The organism is Chitinophaga sp. SYP-B3965, from assembly GCF_009647655.1.
Lineage (GTDB): Bacteria > Bacteroidota > Bacteroidia > Chitinophagales > Chitinophagaceae > Chitinophaga.
The window spans coordinates 1,431,480-1,446,741 of the sequence record NZ_WJFD01000001.1; the positions used below are offsets into that span (position 1 = coordinate 1,431,480).

The following is a 15,262-nucleotide window of genomic DNA, read 5'->3' on the forward strand; positions in this document are numbered from 1 at the left end:
AAATAGTTAAGGTTCAGGAAGATAAACAATATATCGCGAAAAAAGTTGACATTTGACTTATGGCATTTGTAATACCCATCGTTATTGTCGCGCTATTATTCTGGTGGTTTTATCGTACACCCAAACCTAAGACCAAACATCAGGCCACGATCATTGGCATCCTGGAAAGCAATGTGCGATATTATCAGCAATTGAAAAATGAAGACAAACCCCGCTTCGTAAAAGAAGTGAGTGATTTTATGGAAACGGTAACCATTGAAGGTGTAGGCGCCCAGGTAGAAATACTGGATAAAGTGCTGATAGCCGCCAGTGCCGTGATCCCCATCTTTTCCTTTCCGGGATGGCGTTACCGCAATCTTACTAATGTTATCCTGTACCCGGATACTTTTGATGAAAAATACCAGTTTGAGGGAGACCGCAGGAATATCCTGGGCATGGTAGGCAGCGGGCCTTTGAACGGGCAAATGCTCCTCTCCCAGTCTGCTCTCCGGCATGGATTCTCAGATCATGGCGGCAAGAGTAATACCGCCATACATGAATTCGTTCACCTCGTGGATAAAACAGACGGTTCTGTGGACGGTATGCCGGAATCCTTATTGCAGAACAGTTATAGCCTACCCTGGCTGAAAGTGATGCATGAGGAAATAAAAAGGATTGAAACCGGAGAGTCCGATATCAATCCTTATGCAGCCATGAATCAAAGTGAGTTCCTGGCGGTAGTGTCTGAATATTTCTTTGTAAAACCGGATACGATGCAGGTGCATCATCCGGAGCTGTATGCATTACTGTCCAAAATGTTCAAACAGGACCCTAATGCAGCAATGCAGTAACAATGTTCTGCTCTGGCTGTAACAGCCTGGCTACTTCCTTTTCCAGCGTTTCCCTGTTCTCCGTGCTCACGTTCACGATAGCATAACGTGTGCGATGGATCAATGCATCCCAGCGCCAATCTAATTGCGAGCCGGTTTGTTTTGTACCATTATCATACCACCATGCCGTGTATAACCTTTCTGTTCCTTTTTGCAGGATACTGGTAGAAATGGTCTTTCCGGCTATCTTCTCTTCTTTGATGTGTTTAAATTCAAAACCACTGCCACGCCAGCAAATGGTGGGATGATGATCACTGTAATAAAAACCGGGGATGGTTTTTACGTAGATGAGTGCCGTATCATTTTCTACTTTGATCACATTGTTGTCCATGGAAGTTACTTTAAATCCCTCCACAGCAGGAAGAACAGCAGGATTTACCTGTTGGATGCCGGGTAACATTGTTTTCCAGGCTACCATTCCTACACAGGCTGCAAGGCAAACATGTGCCATGATCACCTGTAAAGAATTTACCGGCTCTGCAGGAGCCGTTTCTGTTTTTATTTTTCCCCAATGTTTTACCAGCCAGGGGATCAGCCATATCAGGGGCAGGATCACATATACCGCGAGGCACATGATCCCTGTGTAACCATGCATCGCATCTTCCGGCAGGATCACGAACATCACCAGCAGGATCATGCGGAACAGGTTGGCGATAATATTCAGGAGGGCTATGATACCCATCAGCACCGTGACCTTAAAGAAGTTCAGCCTAACGTTCATTTTCTTCTGGTAGAAGCCCAGGATCATGATACCGCAGAGCATGGAAGTGATCATCATGTTCAAGCCCATGCAGGCTGCATCTACAGAGAATTCATTCCCTTCAAAGAAAATAGTATTGCCTTCCACGTTAGCTGCTACGCCGGATATTTGCAGCAAGGTGCCTGCCCATGCTGTTAATTGCAGGCGGATGGGGAAAGTGAAGATATTGGTGATGTAATCACAAATGGGCGCCATCAAAACCATGGCCAGTACAGGTAATAAGTTGATCTTTCCTAACACATTATCTATCAGGAAACAGATGCCCATTACTACAGATGCGTAAAGCAATGTTTTCACCGGCAGTATCCAGGCCAGTATGCAACAGAGTAATGCGGCATAATAAAACCGCAGGCTTTTCTTTTGCAGCGGATCCCTGTTCAGTACAATGGGGATAGCTACAAGGCCCAGCAGAAATCCCGGAGACCGCCAGGCAATATAGTCCTTCAATGCATATTGCACGATCAGAACATATATGCCTGCGATCAGACCGGCGCCCAGAATGGCGGGGATCATGCGTTTACTTTGATCCATTTCGGGCGGAGTTTAACATAGGTGATGGAAAATAGAACTAGTATGATGAGGGCCCATTCGTGCGGTTCAGGCACAGCGCCATTAGATTTCATGGAAGCATTCTTCAGGCTGTTATCACTGTCTTTGATGTTAAACCTGTCATAGTCTTCCTTCGATTCCAGTACGATCAAACTACTGATGGGCGAAACCACGTATGCTTCTCTTGCTATAGATACCAGGCTATCCTGCCCTTCCGATTTCGTGATCAGGCCTTTACCTGCTTTTTGCAGGATGTGATTGTATGCGAACAAACGCATCAGGTGATCCGGTGCATCTCCCCTTGTAACGCTGTCTGCACTTTGTTCTATTTCAATATTTGCCTGGTCTATCACTACTTTATTATCTGATTCTATATCACCGGCAAATGTTTTCGTGTCCATCAGGATCTTTAGCAACAGGATGCCGCCTTTTTCATAACGGAATACACGGAATTCTTTAAGGGATTTTAAATAGGGAGATAACTGTTCACCCAGGTCCAGCAGCCTGATCTTTGGTACAGTATCCTGAGAAAGCCAGGTGGATAATTCCGTTTTGAAACGGCTGCCTTCCAGTTCATCCAGCGAAGGAGAAATGGGTGTGCTTTTAGTGATCAGCAAAGCATTGGCAGGGTCTTTTATTTTGTATAGGGGGAACAGGCTGAAATGTTGCTTTTGCAGGTTCTTCAGTACTTTCTTGTCTACCAGTACCATTCTTTCGCCAGACCATACATATACGGGTGTGGTACCCACAAGCTGCAGCACTTCATTTATTTCCTTTTCAGACCAGGCCTCGTTGATATCCAGGTAAACAGCATTTGTTAACACAGGATCACGTTGCAATACGTAAGGTTTGATCGAATATCCTTTGCCATTGAAAGAGAAGGTATGCGGCTGAATGTCTTCTTTCTCAATTGTTACTTTCCAGTCAGCTTTGTAATTCCCTTCCTTGCGGTATTGCATTCCCTCGCTTTCATACTGATCCGGAAGGCTTAGTGTACCTGGTGTTGTGGCAAATTCAATCGTACCATCTTCCGTTGCGTGTGCAGGTGACGGACCATCGAAATAAATATTTTCATACACCAGTTCCTTATCACCCGCTTTCAGCGGCGCCGTAAATCCTATCTTAAACTGGCGGGCTGCCTTCGTGGTTACAGGAAATACCCGCACACTTACGGTATTCCCTTCCTGCCAGCGAACTAAAGAAGGGTCCCTGCTTTCTACGCCTACTATTTGTTTATAAGCAGTATCTGCTTTTTCCTTCGTGGTGAGGATGCCCTTTTCCTCTTTTCCATTGATCCAGAGAGAAAGAGAAGTTACCACACAACCCTCTGGTAAATGGAAAGTGTAAATAGCCTCCTGCGGTCTCCAGCTATCGCCGTTATTATTCACCACAGTGATCACCTTTTCCGTGTAAGCAAGATGCAGCTTTGGCCAGATCCGGGCTTTTGTATTCACATAATCTGTGTACAGGTCATCACCAGACCAAAGCCGCTCCTGCCCTTCGTGACGGGCATCAAACAATGCTTCCAGTATCTTTATGCGTTCTTCATCAGAGGGTATTATCTTAGGTACGAAACCAGATGCGATCACCATTAGCGGGTCATGCAAACGGGAATCATTAAAATTACGCAAGGACCTATCAAAAAAGTCCCAGTCGAACCAATCAGAAAGGATATATATAAATTCAGCTTTCAATACCCTCTCTTCTATCCAGCTGCCATCCATTTGGTTAGCAGCTACCACCCATGGCGGCAACGCGCTAACACCTTCAGCACTGGTCCTGTTATAGATGCGGTTCAATTGCCTTACTTCGCTGTTCATGGCCATGGTGAACACCACAATCACAACCAGCGAAAAAACAAAACCGGACAATACACTCCACCTGCCTGCCTTAAAATCGTCCCGGATATGCGTATAGAACAGGTGCCAGATATGAATGAGGGCCAATATTGGAATAAAGGCATGCACGGAAATACCCAGGGCCAGTATAGCCGGTACTGCCATGCCATAAACAGGCAAGAGGTAGCAGCTCAAATAAATGAATAGCACAACGCTGATGCCCAGGATAAAACACATGATGGCACGTACGCTCCGCGGGAGGTTTTCATAATAATGGAACAATAAGAGATTGATGCCTGAGATCACCAGTAACACACTGAACCAGGGTGTATTTTCATGAAAGATGTTCATTACCCTGTTAAGGCCGTAGGCGCTCACCAGGAACAGTAACAACACCGGCGTCATGAACCCCTTCCGCTCCTTCTTATTCATGAGCGCCCTGGCAATGAAAGCAATAACGGCGCAGATATAATGAAAAAAGAATAACCGGGTCAGCAGATCGTCGTTCCCGTTATAGGTATTACCGATGTTGTAAATGATAAAACTAAGCAGCAATAATGCGACTAACATTAAGTACCTGTAGTCCAGTAATTTGTCTTTTACAGTTTGCATATCCATATTTTAAAAGTACTTTGCATTTCAAAGTATAAAGGTAAAAAAGAAGGGATTTTACTCCCTCTTTTTCACTTTGAATTACAAAGTAAAGTCAAATATCTGAACAAACCAACAGGTTTTATAAATTTCCTTCTACCTGAACTTTGAGTACGGTTGCAATATCGTTAGTAGGTTTACCGGCGAGGTTGACAATCAGATTATCCCCGCTGGCAGCGGATGTAAGGGTATTTTTTGTACCTAATACACTAATGCTTTTCACCTTGTTCTTCAGGCCGGGCACTTCCAGTTTTCCATTTGCAGGCCATTCAAACACAGCGAGGTAGAGTGTATTTTGCTTGCGGGTGATGCGCCCCCAGGCTACTGTTTTTAAAGGGTTGCCTTTGGTGCCGTAAATAGATTCTCCGTTCACTTTCATCCACTCGCCTATGCCTTTCAGGCTTTTGATGCTTTCTTCCGGAAATTCACCTTCGGCAGTTGGTCCTACATTGAGGAGATAGTTACCACCTTTTGAAGCGATGTCTACCAGGTTACGCACCATCGTGGAAACCGTTTTCCAATTATGATCATAACTCTTGAATCCCCAGGTGCCGTTCATGGTCATACAGGTTTCCCAGTCGCGCCCATCCAGTTCACTCAGGTTAGGGATCTTTTGTTCCGGTGTTTTATAATCTCCCTGGAAATTAGGGCGTTTGAGACGGTCGTTGGTGATGATGTTTGGCTGTAATGCCAGCTGCGCCTGCAGTTTCGTAGCCGCTTCATCCGTCATATTGGTAGGCGTATCCCACCAGAGCACCGCTACTTCTCCATAATTGGTAAGCAGTTCTTTCACTTGTGGTACAGCTACATTATCAATATACTGATCAAAGGTCTGCGTCATTTGTGCCGGATCAAAGTGGCCGTTGTTAGCTTTTGTGTAGGCATCTACCTTAGCAGAATCCGGGTTAGGCCAGCCTTCGCGCATTTCTTTACGGGCAACAGAGCCACCGGGGTTATTCCAGTCCTGTGCCTGTGAATAATAGAAGCCCAGTTTGATACCATATTTTTTACAAGCTGCTACCAATGGAGTAAGCAGATCTTTTCCGTAAGGTGTAGCATCTGTAATATCCCATTTACTGGCTTTGGAATTGAACAATGCAAAACCGTCGTGATGTTTAGCGGTGATCACGATGTATTTCATGCCGGCGTCCTTTGCCATTTTCACCCATTCTTCTGCATTGTATTTTACGGGATTGAATTGTTTGGCGTAAGCCTGGTATTCTGCCACAGGGATCTTGCTGCGGTTCATGATCCATTCTCCCCCACCCCTTGCCATGGGAAAACCCTTGTAAGTACCTGCGGGAACAGCATACACGCCCCAATGGATAAACATCCCGAAACGGGCTTCCCTCCACCATTTCATACGTGTTTCGTTTGTGGAATTGTTTTGTGCCATGAGTGACTGAACGGTAATGAGCATCGTCAGCAGGCATGCAATTTTTTTCATGTGATCAGTTTATACGTGTTATTCGCAATCGTTTGCATAAGTGGAATAAAAAGAAGCGCCGCAGCGCTTTATCGGTCTCAAGGTCGGATAAAAAAGCAGGCCGTATTGGGCTCTTTTTCTCTATTTATTGTAGTTTTTTCGCTGTATCTACAGGAGTTTTGCCAGCAGCAGGTCCCTGTCCTCCTGGGTGCCTACCTTGAAGGTATGTTCCCCGAACGCAGAGAACCCTTCTTTTTCATAAAACTGCCGGGCCTTCAGATTGTGCTCCCATACGCCTAACCATAATGTGCGCACGAAGTATTTGTGTGCCTCTTCGTAAGCAAAGTGTATGAGTTTTTTGCCTAGTTTTTTACTTTGGAATTCACGGCGTACGTAGATCCTTTCCAGCTCCATCACCGGAGTGGGTAACAAGGTGCCGTTATCCGGCTGGCGGTGGAGGTTCAGTTTAATAAAGCCTGCAGCTGTTGTGCCTTCCCAGAGGATATAGAAATAAGCATCTTTGCTTTCCCATTCCTGTCGTAAGATGTTGTCGTTCTTTTTTTCCTGGAGAAAAGTTTGCAGGTCATGCGTTGCATAAACAGGTAAAAAGGTTTCCGTAAATGTGTCCCGTTCTAATTGCATCCATACCTGAAGATCCGTTTCCGCTACCGGTCTGATATGTTGATCTTTCATGATTACTGTAAAATACGTTATTTTTGCCTTATGTGGAAAACCTTACTGATCCTTCCGGTATTACTACAACAGCCTGTTTTTGCACAAACGATCCAACGATCTGATTTTGTGATTGCGAGTGATCCGGGTGTCCGCATCTCCATACGGGAAGTTTCCACGCACAAACGCAGCCGCAAGCCCCCTATCCTCTTATTACATGGCGGCGGGTCCGGCGGCATTGCTTCTTTTGATCTTCCGGTAGCAGGTGGTTCATTTGCAGAAGACCTGGCTAAAGCAGGCCTTCATGTGTTCATCATGGATGCACGCGGCTGGGAACAATCTACCCGTCCTGATTATGACACCACCAAGCGCTGGGTGATCGCTGCATCTTCTGCGGAAGTATCCAGGGACATAGATGCTGTTGTGGATTTTATACAGGAAAGGACCGGCAGGAAAAAAGTAGCTTTATTCGGTTGGGCCACCGGCGGCAGCTGGATGGGATATTACTCCTGCATCTATCCTAATAAGATAGCTTCACTCATCATGCTCAACAGTTTATACAATGTAAAAGCACCCTGGGTATTCACCAAACTCTTCCGCAATCCTTCTGATACTTCCCAATTCAATTACGCCTCTACTCCTGTGCTGCGTAAGGCAACTGCTGCACAGCTTCTGGAGAACTGGAACAATTACATTCCCGTAGCAGATAAAACACAATGGTATGATACCGCTGTTGCAAAGGCTTATGCCAGAACGGCCGTGAGCTTTAATGAAGACAGCATACTGGAAGTGCCGGGCGGTTACAGGGCAGAGAGCTTTTATACTGCACAGGGCAAAGGCATGTGGCATGCAAAAGATGTGTTTGTACCGGTACTGGCAATCAGAGGTGCATACGATACATGGAGCAGACCGGAAGACCTTACTGCGTTACAGGCACAGCTGGTGAATTCACCGAGGAAGCAGTTTGTAACATTGCCTGAGGGCACACATCTTGTATTCCTGGACAGGCCGGAAAAAGGAAGAATACAACTGATCAATGAGATCGTTTCATTCAATCAGAAACCCTGATAATAACGTTGCTGCATATACGCCAGCACTCCTTCATTTTAGGCATTATTAACTTTTTTTTACAAAAATTTGGAAGGAATGAAAATATTCCTATTTTTGCACCCGCTTTGATAATCATCATAGCGATGATTCTGTAGCTCAGTTGGTAGAGCAATACACTTTTAATGTATGGGTCCTGGGTTCGAGTCCCAGCGGAATCACAAAAAGCACACTACGGTGTGCTTTTTTGTTTTTATACCCATTCGGTGACCCATTCTTATTTGGCAAAGCTGTTGATGAAATTCATTTGAAATGAAATAAAAATTTATATATTGAGCCCGGTTAAAGGTTAACCCAGTACCAGTAGTGTATACCCGCAATTTTTATAACATTAATCCTTTTATGAAACCTAAGAATTCTTTTTTATTCCTGCTCAAATTAAACACAGGCCTATTTCTCATACTCATTGGTTTATTACAAACAGCGTATGCCTTTGTAAACCAGCCTCATGCTATGATGCCTTCACAACCAGTGCCTTATTTCCCTGTCTTTGCAGCCGCTTGTGTATTAGGAGGAGCATATTTAGTCTCAAATGTTAAAGGAATTGAATAACAATTAAAATAAAAAAAATGAAAAAAACCTTGTTACCCGCATTTATCTTATCAATGCTCTTTTCGTGTACAAAAGATTCTCGTGAAACCTCCTCACCAGATCCTATAACTTCTGCAACACATGAAGAAGTAAACAATCTGTTTGAAAAATATCATTTCCAAAAACTGTCTGAAGTAGAAGACACCACAAATCTCAAAACTATTAAATTAAAGGTAAAAGATATGGAGGAACTTGATAACGTTCTCCGTAAAATTGATGCTATGCGTGTTTCTGAAAGTCAACTTGACTCTTTAAAAGGAGTTTTTCTGAATAGATTTCATACTGAGCATGGATCAATCAAAATGGGCAAATCAACTAATAATCTTGTGGCGCCGTTTAGCTATTTAACTTATGTTTACCTGAGAGCAGCTCTGGAACCCGGTGGTACTACAAATGGCAGCATTTTTTATGCCACTACAAGGTTACTGTGTACTGATGATCCGGCTAACATCTATGGCACTTTTGGGATGCGATTTGCCCCCGCACCAGGATATGGAGGACCTGGCGGTTCGATCAATTGGGCCGTTTCTGGCTTAGTTGCCGGAAGTGGGGATGAAACTTCAAACACTTATGAAAATGTAATTGGAGCTGGTATTCAAACGTTAGCCATGGAGAGGATTTGGTTGTACAAATTGAGGGTCGACATTGAAGCATTTGGTATATCACTTGGAGCTGGCTATACTGTTCGATTGACTGGCTATTTCAACATAGGTAATTATATCGATAGTTTTACCGGATCAGCGTATTTGCAATAAATATCAAACTCACCTTTAGTAAAATGCATCAGCTAAAAAAGGATACACTAAATAGTGTATCCTTTTTCTTGTATTACAGAACAATAGACAGATGATAAGCTTCGGGTACCTTCTCGATAACCCGTTGCAAGCCGGTACCGTCTGTTTTACAGCGGAACATCGTACCGTGGTTCACCTGATAATCATATACTATCCAGTACATGTATTGATTGCCTGCGTCTATTTCCAGGTCACCAACCCCCATCATGAATTCCGCGGAGATTGGCAGCTTCTCAAGCGTTCCGGAACCGTCCCTTGCACCCACAAAACACGCACTGGTGCTACCGTCTAAAATATAGATATGCGTGTCGTCTATGGCTATATTGGTGGGAGCAACAATGCCATCACTGGCATCGAATAATACTTTGGGAGCCTGTGCTGCCTGACCGTTCATACTACCTTCATAAGCGGCCATAGCCATTTGGTCTACCCAGTATATCTTCCCCCTGGCCTCATCTATTCTCATTCCTGCAGGGAAATCTCCCAGCTTATAGAGCTCTTCTCCTCCGGTCCCATCTATCTTTACCCGGAAGAGGTAACTCTTGCCTGAGAAGCTAAGGTCTGCCACCGTCACATATAGTCTGTCCTGGCTGTCAAAAGCAATGTCCTGCAACAGTACTTCTCCGGAAAATTCATAAACGAGGGTGGGAGGAACAGTGCCATCCATACTGCCGTAATAAATTTTGTTTATATCCATCCAGCATACGCGTCCGTTTTTTTGATCAACTGTGAGTCCACTTGGATAAACGCCCGTGTTGTCGGACTCGTCATATATAGCTGTCATCACCGCATTGCCGTTTTCATCCATCACCGCCTTGTACACCTTGCCCCATGAGGACCAGAAGATCTCCTTTACGCCGGCAGGTGTTTCATCCACAACGAATTCACCTGCATGCACCTTGTAAACTCCTTGTTCTACACGCAGGGATATAGTATCCGGTGTTATTTTCGGCACCTTTACTTTTACCTGGGTACTGCTGATCTCCGTGATGGTTCCTTCCGTATCGCCGAAGAAAATTTTACAGCTGCCATCTTTAAAATTATATCCGTTGATAGTGATCTCTCCGCCTACTCTCGCATGCAAAGGCAGCACTTCCATGATCATGGGTTTGGGAATAGCAGACGCGTCTACAGTAAATACAGGCCCTGTAGCAGCAGAATCTACCTGACCGCTGTAGTTGTAACCACCCGTTGGGTTCTTCCTGTTAAAATTGAATTCCAGCTTTCCGGTTAAAGCACCTTCCGGTATTTGTAACAACATACTATCCAGCGACATGGTAACGACGCGTACCTCGGCGTTGTTGAGGTGCACTTTGGCATCTGTCTTCAGATAGGTGAAATTATGGCCGTGTACGACTATGTAGGTGCCCGCAGGCCCGGTACCCGGTGAAATGCTGTCAATAGTCACCCTGCCGAAATCACGCACATCAATGACCTCCTTCTGGCAGGCCATGATCGTGCACATCAGCACAGCAAACAGTAAGTATATATATCTTTTCATGCTATTATTTTTTACAGGTTGAACTGGAAACCCAGCGTATAGTAAATACCTGGTTTGTAATCACGGATGTAATAATCACCCCGGATGTATTTATTGTACTCCGTACGGATCGGGCCGTGTATGGTCCATTCGAATAAGGTAGGATCCGTGTTGAACTTTTTGTTAAAGTCATTGTCCACATAATGACGGATCGCTGCGTTCAGCAGGTTCTGTGCGGCTACACTCACATGCCTGCCTATCTTCTGCAATACGGAAAGATCGAGCAGATGCCTGCTGCGTTCGATCACCGGAGGCTCCAGGTCTATTAATCTGCCACCCGAGGTATTGGTGATGATACGCTCTGCGAGCACATTGTATTGCAACGATATCCTGCTGCCGCTGGCCTTGTGGTCATAAAAAAGACCGGCGTTCAGTATCCAGGGGGCAGCGCCTGTAAAGGCCCTGTTTTCGCCACCGGGATAGTAGTTGAGGTATCCTGGTGCATCCACCATCATGGCCTGGTTACTCGCTTCTGTGAAGTTGTAACAGGCGTTCACGATGAGGCCCATATGCTCAAATACATCACCACCGAGAAAGCCCAGTTGTTTGCGTACTTCCAGCTCTATCCCATAGATACGGGCAAACGGCATATTGCTGTGCGTGAACCCGGGAATACCGGTATTGGTATTGGCCATCGTTTCTTCGATCGGCTGATTGAGATGTTTGTAGTAAAAACCTGCAGATACAGCTTCTCCTGCGGCAGGATACCATTCCAGGCGCAGATCGTAGTTGTCGATGCGTGCATCATGCAGTGTAGGTTTACCGATATAGGTGAATCCATCTGAAGGATTATAGGTAACGAAAGGAGATAGTTCACGCAGTTCCGGCCTGTTCAGTGTTTTGCCATAGCTCGCGCGCAGTTGCCACTTGTCGTTCATATGTAAGGTGGCGTTTACAGAGGGTAAAAAGAAATACTGATGTGTGGGAGGCGCTGTGCCAACAAGCACCTGCTGGCCGGCGCTGTTCGGCAAATATTCTTCCAGTAATTGTAGTCCTCTCGTGTCTAACACAATACGTTTGGAATATTCCACGCGTAAACCGCCATAGATGTCCAGCTTCATCATCGGGCGTTTACCGAACGGCCAGCGGAAGGATACGGGAAGACTGGACGCCATGTAGCCGGCCACGTTATCGAAGGTAGCGGTGTACCCGTTTGTCTGTGCTCCACCCAATCCAACTTCCTGCACATTGGTGTACATGCGCACATTTCTTGTTTGCATGGCATACAACAGGCTGTCGCCGAGGTTATCCCAGGGGCTTTCACTGTATCCCAGTTCCGGGAAGTTTTTGTAAGCCAGTGCGCTGTAGAAATATCGCTTGCGGCGGCTTTCTGCATAAGCACCTGCACGTATCAGGAAATCTTTCTTTTGTAACAGCGGCGTGAGCGTATAATCGAGACTTCCCTGCCAGCGTTGTTCATCACCTTCACCATCCGTAAACCGCCCGATGGTGGTATTCTTTCGTGTACCTGCGTTTAACTTCCAGGTTGTTGAATCCGTCTGAACAAACTTTCCTGCACCGGCCCTGTCACCAATAATGGATGCATCGTCCGGATTATAAACGTTGGAGAACTGGTTGGGATCTTTATTGAGCCCCTGGGAATAGCTGGCCGTCCATTCCAGCAGGTGTTTTTGATTACCGGTCTTATGTGAACCTCCGAGCATGCCCATGTAGAGGTCCTGCGTATTGTATGCATTCTCCATACGGCGGATGAAGAGCGAAGCAGCTTCGCTCGCAAACCATTCATTGACCGTATTGATCTGCAACACCTGCTTCGTGCTGCGGTTCATGAGGCCCATGGCGGTGATCTCGTTCCGGTCGTTGATGATCAGCGAGAAGTGCTGCATGGCGGCCAGCCGTATACTAGAGGAATAAACGGAATCATGTCCTGCACGGAAGCTGGGAAGCGTAAAGGGCGTAAGCGCTACGCCCGGAGCAGGAAATACCGTATCCCTGTACATGTTGGCATTGCGTGCTGTTTTGGTAGAATAGAAGCTGCGTTGGTTTTCGTAACGCCCTACCGTTACGCTGTTCAGCTTCAGCTTACCGATATTGGCATAAGTGTAGTAGGTCATATCCCCCTGAAGGTCTGCCGGATGATATTTTTTGCTCAGGTTCCAGGACTGAACGCTGCGTTTTAGCAAAGCGTCCGTAATGGCGCCATTGGCGGCCAGGTAGGCATCGGGAGTGCCTGGTACATCTCCCAGGATCACCATACCGTAAGGGTTGCGCGGCATGTTCACCGGCATTGCACGGGTGCCATCGTCAAAACCCAGCCAGTCGTATTTGCCACTACCACCCTGCACATGATCATCAAAGAACTTGTTACCTGTGCGGTATTGTGCATTCAAACTGATCTCCAGCCTGCGGATGGGAACAGATTTTTTCGTGTACACCTTTACCACACCACCCGCAAAATCAGCAGGGAGTTCCGGTACAGGAGATTTATACACGATCATCCGGTCGATCACGGAAGATGGCAGCAGGTCGAAATTGAATGCCCTTTTATTGGGATCGGTAGAGGGAAGAAAAGCATTGTTGAGGTAAACGGGATTATAACGGGGCGTCATACCACGGATGCTGATAAAGCCGTCCTGCAAAGTAACGCCCGATACACGGCGCGCCACCTCAGAAGCAGAACGGTCTACGCTGATCGTGATCTGTTCGGAAGAAATACCGGAAGTTATACCTCTCGCCGTTCTGATCTCTTCGATCAGCTGACGGTCGTTGGTGGTGATCACACGGTCAGCCCGCACGGTCACTTCCCCCAGCTGGCGTTTGTCTTTTTGTAATACGATGTCCAGTGTGGAGGTAGAATCGTCCTTTACCGTTACGCCGGGGATCTCCTTATAGGCAAATCCCACATAACTGATGATGGCGGTGTAATTACCAGCCGGAAGTGTGATGCTGAAGTGCCCGTTCGCATCCGTCACGGCACCGTTGCTGCCGATGCGGATATTGGCGCCGGGCACAGGTTCCCGTTGTTCTTCATCGGTCACCTGGCCCACGAGTTTCCCCTTCGTACGAACGGGCGCATTGTTTTCCTTGCTGATGATAATGTAACCATTGGCTTCCCTGAAAGAAAGGGAAGTGTGCTGCAACAGGGCTTTCAATACCTGCTCCAGCGTTTTGTCGGTGTATTCGGTAACAGGTGCTTTGTAACCATTGGTGTTGGCGGCATTAAAAGCCAGTTTAAGCCCGGCCTGTTTCTCTACTTTCTCCAATGCAGCCGCCATGCTTTCACCGGTGAAGCGGATGCTGATCTTTTTGGATAAAGCGGATTGTTGTGCATACAAATGACTGCTGGTGAAGAGACACACCAGTAGCAGGAGTCGTTGCCATAGGCGGTGCCGCGGTTTCGTCCGACTGAAAAATTTCATACCTTCGTTTTAGTTTATTTGTTATAAATACCGGTACTTCAATACCGGTGTTTGAAGACGCCTGCTTCAACAGGCGTTTTTCTTTTTAGCGAATGATCACTGCCGTACTGTCTTTCCGCCATTCCGCGCGGTTCCCGTTCACCATACACATAACTTCCATCAATGGTCGCGGGTCTGTTCCATATTTTACGGGCAGGCTATATTGATTGTGTTGTACAGGCGTATTGCCCGCTATAACCGTGATGCCATAGAGTTGTTGCATCAGGCTCGCCATTTCTGCAAAACTGGCTGCAGAAAGGCGTACTTCCCCGCTCGTCCATTCTCCGATACTTCCGGGATCAGTGTGCATGGTTTGTGTCCGGGCCTTCGCAATATCATAGAACACCCCATCACCGGGAAGCAATATCGCAATGGCATGCTGCTGCCTGTCCACCCGCACTTTACCGGCTTTAACCGCTACCTGCAAATGGCCGGCAACACTGTCCGCCATAACGGTGAATGCGGTGCCTAATACGATAGTCTGCATACCTTCGGGACTCTCCACGATGAAAGGTGCTTCCTGTTTTGCAACATCGAAATAAGCCTGCCCCTGCAGTAATTGTACAGTACGTGTTGTTCCGCTAAAGCTGGCCGGGTAACGGATTGCGGAGCGTGCATTGAGGAAGATATGAGAGCTGTCTGGCAGCATTACTTCTTTCAGTTCTCCGTTGCCTGTTTGCAGCGTCAGCATAGGCACAGGTAAGGGCAATCCCCTCTCCTGCTGCAATAACATACCAATGCCTGCGATCACCAATGCCACAGCAGCTGCGCCTGCCAGGTGGTACCAGGTTATCTTTCGTACAGGCTTTCGCGGTAGCTTTTGCATGATCTGCTGAAAACGTAATTCCTGCGGCGTTGCAGACCCGCCGGTTGCATCCGGCATGTCGGAAAAATCAATGTCAGCCAGCTGTTCTTCCGCTTCGGGAGAAGACAGGTACAGGCGCAGCAATACCATTTCACGGTCGGTAATGGTCTTGTCTTTCTGTTTACGCAGCAATTGCTTCAACAGTTCTGGAGAAACCGGCATATTGGGCAGATTTTACAGG

The 15,262-nt window shown here is 46.5% G+C and carries 11 protein-coding genes and 1 tRNA gene; 5 read left to right on the forward strand and 7 right to left on the reverse strand.

Annotated features, from left to right (window positions below; genetic code table 11):
• Window positions 1-59 precede the first annotated feature (59 nt).
• Window positions 60-830 carry a zinc-dependent peptidase gene (locus GFS24_RS05645; protein WP_153658605.1) on the forward strand — a complete coding sequence of 257 codons (771 nt, stop codon included), beginning with the start codon at window positions 60-62 and terminating at the stop codon, window positions 828-830.
• Here the strand turns inward: GFS24_RS05645 and xrtN are convergent.
• The 4 genes from xrtN to GFS24_RS05665 all read right to left on the reverse strand — a co-directional run bounded on the left by xrtN (window position 811) and on the right by GFS24_RS05665 (window position 6,786).
• Window positions 811-2,160 (reverse strand): exosortase N, encoded by a 1,350-nt coding sequence (gene xrtN, locus GFS24_RS05650; RefSeq protein WP_153658606.1) that lies wholly within the window; start codon window positions 2,158-2,160, stop codon window positions 811-813. The two genes, GFS24_RS05645 and xrtN, sit on opposite strands and share 20 nt — an antisense overlap.
• The gene (locus GFS24_RS05655; RefSeq protein WP_173002975.1) at window positions 2,139-4,628 is read right to left on the reverse strand and encodes an XrtN system VIT domain-containing protein; all 2,490 of its coding nucleotides are present in this window, start codon (window positions 4,626-4,628) and stop codon (window positions 2,139-2,141) included. Before GFS24_RS05655 ends, xrtN begins: the two co-directional genes overlap by 22 nt.
• 121 nt (window positions 4,629-4,749) lie before the next feature.
• Window positions 4,750-6,114: an alpha-L-fucosidase gene (locus GFS24_RS05660; RefSeq protein ID WP_153658608.1), complete on the reverse strand. Its 1,365-nt coding sequence runs from the start codon at window positions 6,112-6,114 to the stop codon at window positions 4,750-4,752.
• A gap of 147 nt (window positions 6,115-6,261) precedes the next feature.
• On the reverse strand, window positions 6,262-6,786 hold the full coding sequence (locus tag GFS24_RS05665; protein ID WP_153658609.1) for a GNAT family N-acetyltransferase: 525 nt from the start codon (window positions 6,784-6,786) through the stop codon (window positions 6,262-6,264).
• A 30-nt stretch (window positions 6,787-6,816) separates the two neighbouring features.
• Here GFS24_RS05665 and GFS24_RS05670 point away from each other — a divergent pair, with 30 nt between their 5' ends.
• From GFS24_RS05670 to GFS24_RS05685, 4 genes are all read left to right on the forward strand, one after another.
• On the forward strand, window positions 6,817-7,833 hold the full coding sequence (locus tag GFS24_RS05670) for an alpha/beta fold hydrolase (protein ID WP_173002976.1): 1,017 nt from the start codon (window positions 6,817-6,819) through the stop codon (window positions 7,831-7,833).
• A 127-nt stretch (window positions 7,834-7,960) separates the two neighbouring features.
• A tRNA-Lys gene (locus GFS24_RS05675) sits at window positions 7,961-8,033 on the forward strand.
• A gap of 181 nt (window positions 8,034-8,214) precedes the next feature.
• Window positions 8,215-8,424: a hypothetical protein gene (locus tag GFS24_RS05680; protein ID WP_153658611.1), complete on the forward strand. Its 210-nt coding sequence runs from the start codon at window positions 8,215-8,217 to the stop codon at window positions 8,422-8,424.
• Between the two features lie 17 nt (window positions 8,425-8,441).
• The gene (locus tag GFS24_RS05685) at window positions 8,442-9,218 is read left to right on the forward strand and encodes a hypothetical protein (RefSeq protein WP_153658612.1); all 777 of its coding nucleotides are present in this window, start codon (window positions 8,442-8,444) and stop codon (window positions 9,216-9,218) included.
• A 73-nt stretch (window positions 9,219-9,291) separates the two neighbouring features.
• Here the strand turns inward: GFS24_RS05685 and GFS24_RS05690 are convergent, their stop codons facing one another.
• From GFS24_RS05690 to GFS24_RS05700, 3 genes are all read right to left on the reverse strand, one after another.
• Complete coding sequence (locus tag GFS24_RS05690) at window positions 9,292-10,758, reverse strand: IPT/TIG domain-containing protein (protein ID WP_153658613.1); 1,467 nt, start codon at window positions 10,756-10,758, stop codon at window positions 9,292-9,294.
• Window positions 10,759-10,769: 11 nt separating this feature from the next.
• Complete coding sequence (locus tag GFS24_RS05695; RefSeq protein WP_153658614.1) at window positions 10,770-14,177, reverse strand: TonB-dependent receptor; 3,408 nt, start codon at window positions 14,175-14,177, stop codon at window positions 10,770-10,772.
• An 85-nt stretch (window positions 14,178-14,262) separates the two neighbouring features.
• Complete coding sequence (locus GFS24_RS05700) at window positions 14,263-15,243, reverse strand: FecR family protein (RefSeq protein WP_153658615.1); 981 nt, start codon at window positions 15,241-15,243, stop codon at window positions 14,263-14,265.
• Window positions 15,244-15,262: the final 19 nt, after the last annotated feature.

Bases quoted from the DNA above. Each gene is read 5' to 3' on its own strand.
- GFS24_RS05655 (WP_173002975.1), bottom strand. From the start codon at position 4,628: ATGCAAACTGTAAAAGACAAATTACTGGACTACAGGTACTTAATGTTA.
- GFS24_RS05695 (WP_153658614.1), bottom strand. From the start codon at position 14,177: ATGAAATTTTTCAGTCGGACGAAACCGCGGCACCGCCTATGGCAACGA.
- GFS24_RS05685 (WP_153658612.1), top strand. From the start codon at position 8,442: ATGAAAAAAACCTTGTTACCCGCATTTATCTTATCAATGCTCTTTTCG.
- GFS24_RS05680 (WP_153658611.1), top strand. From the start codon at position 8,215: ATGAAACCTAAGAATTCTTTTTTATTCCTGCTCAAATTAAACACAGGC.
- GFS24_RS05690 (WP_153658613.1), bottom strand. From the start codon at position 10,758: ATGAAAAGATATATATACTTACTGTTTGCTGTGCTGATGTGCACGATC.
- GFS24_RS05645 (WP_153658605.1), top strand. From the start codon at position 60: ATGGCATTTGTAATACCCATCGTTATTGTCGCGCTATTATTCTGGTGG.
- xrtN (WP_153658606.1), bottom strand. From the start codon at position 2,160: ATGGATCAAAGTAAACGCATGATCCCCGCCATTCTGGGCGCCGGTCTG.
- GFS24_RS05665 (WP_153658609.1), bottom strand. From the start codon at position 6,786: ATGAAAGATCAACATATCAGACCGGTAGCGGAAACGGATCTTCAGGTA.
- GFS24_RS05670 (WP_173002976.1), top strand. From the start codon at position 6,817: ATGTGGAAAACCTTACTGATCCTTCCGGTATTACTACAACAGCCTGTT.
- GFS24_RS05660 (WP_153658608.1), bottom strand. From the start codon at position 6,114: ATGAAAAAAATTGCATGCCTGCTGACGATGCTCATTACCGTTCAGTCA.
- GFS24_RS05700 (WP_153658615.1), bottom strand. From the start codon at position 15,243: ATGCCGGTTTCTCCAGAACTGTTGAAGCAATTGCTGCGTAAACAGAAA.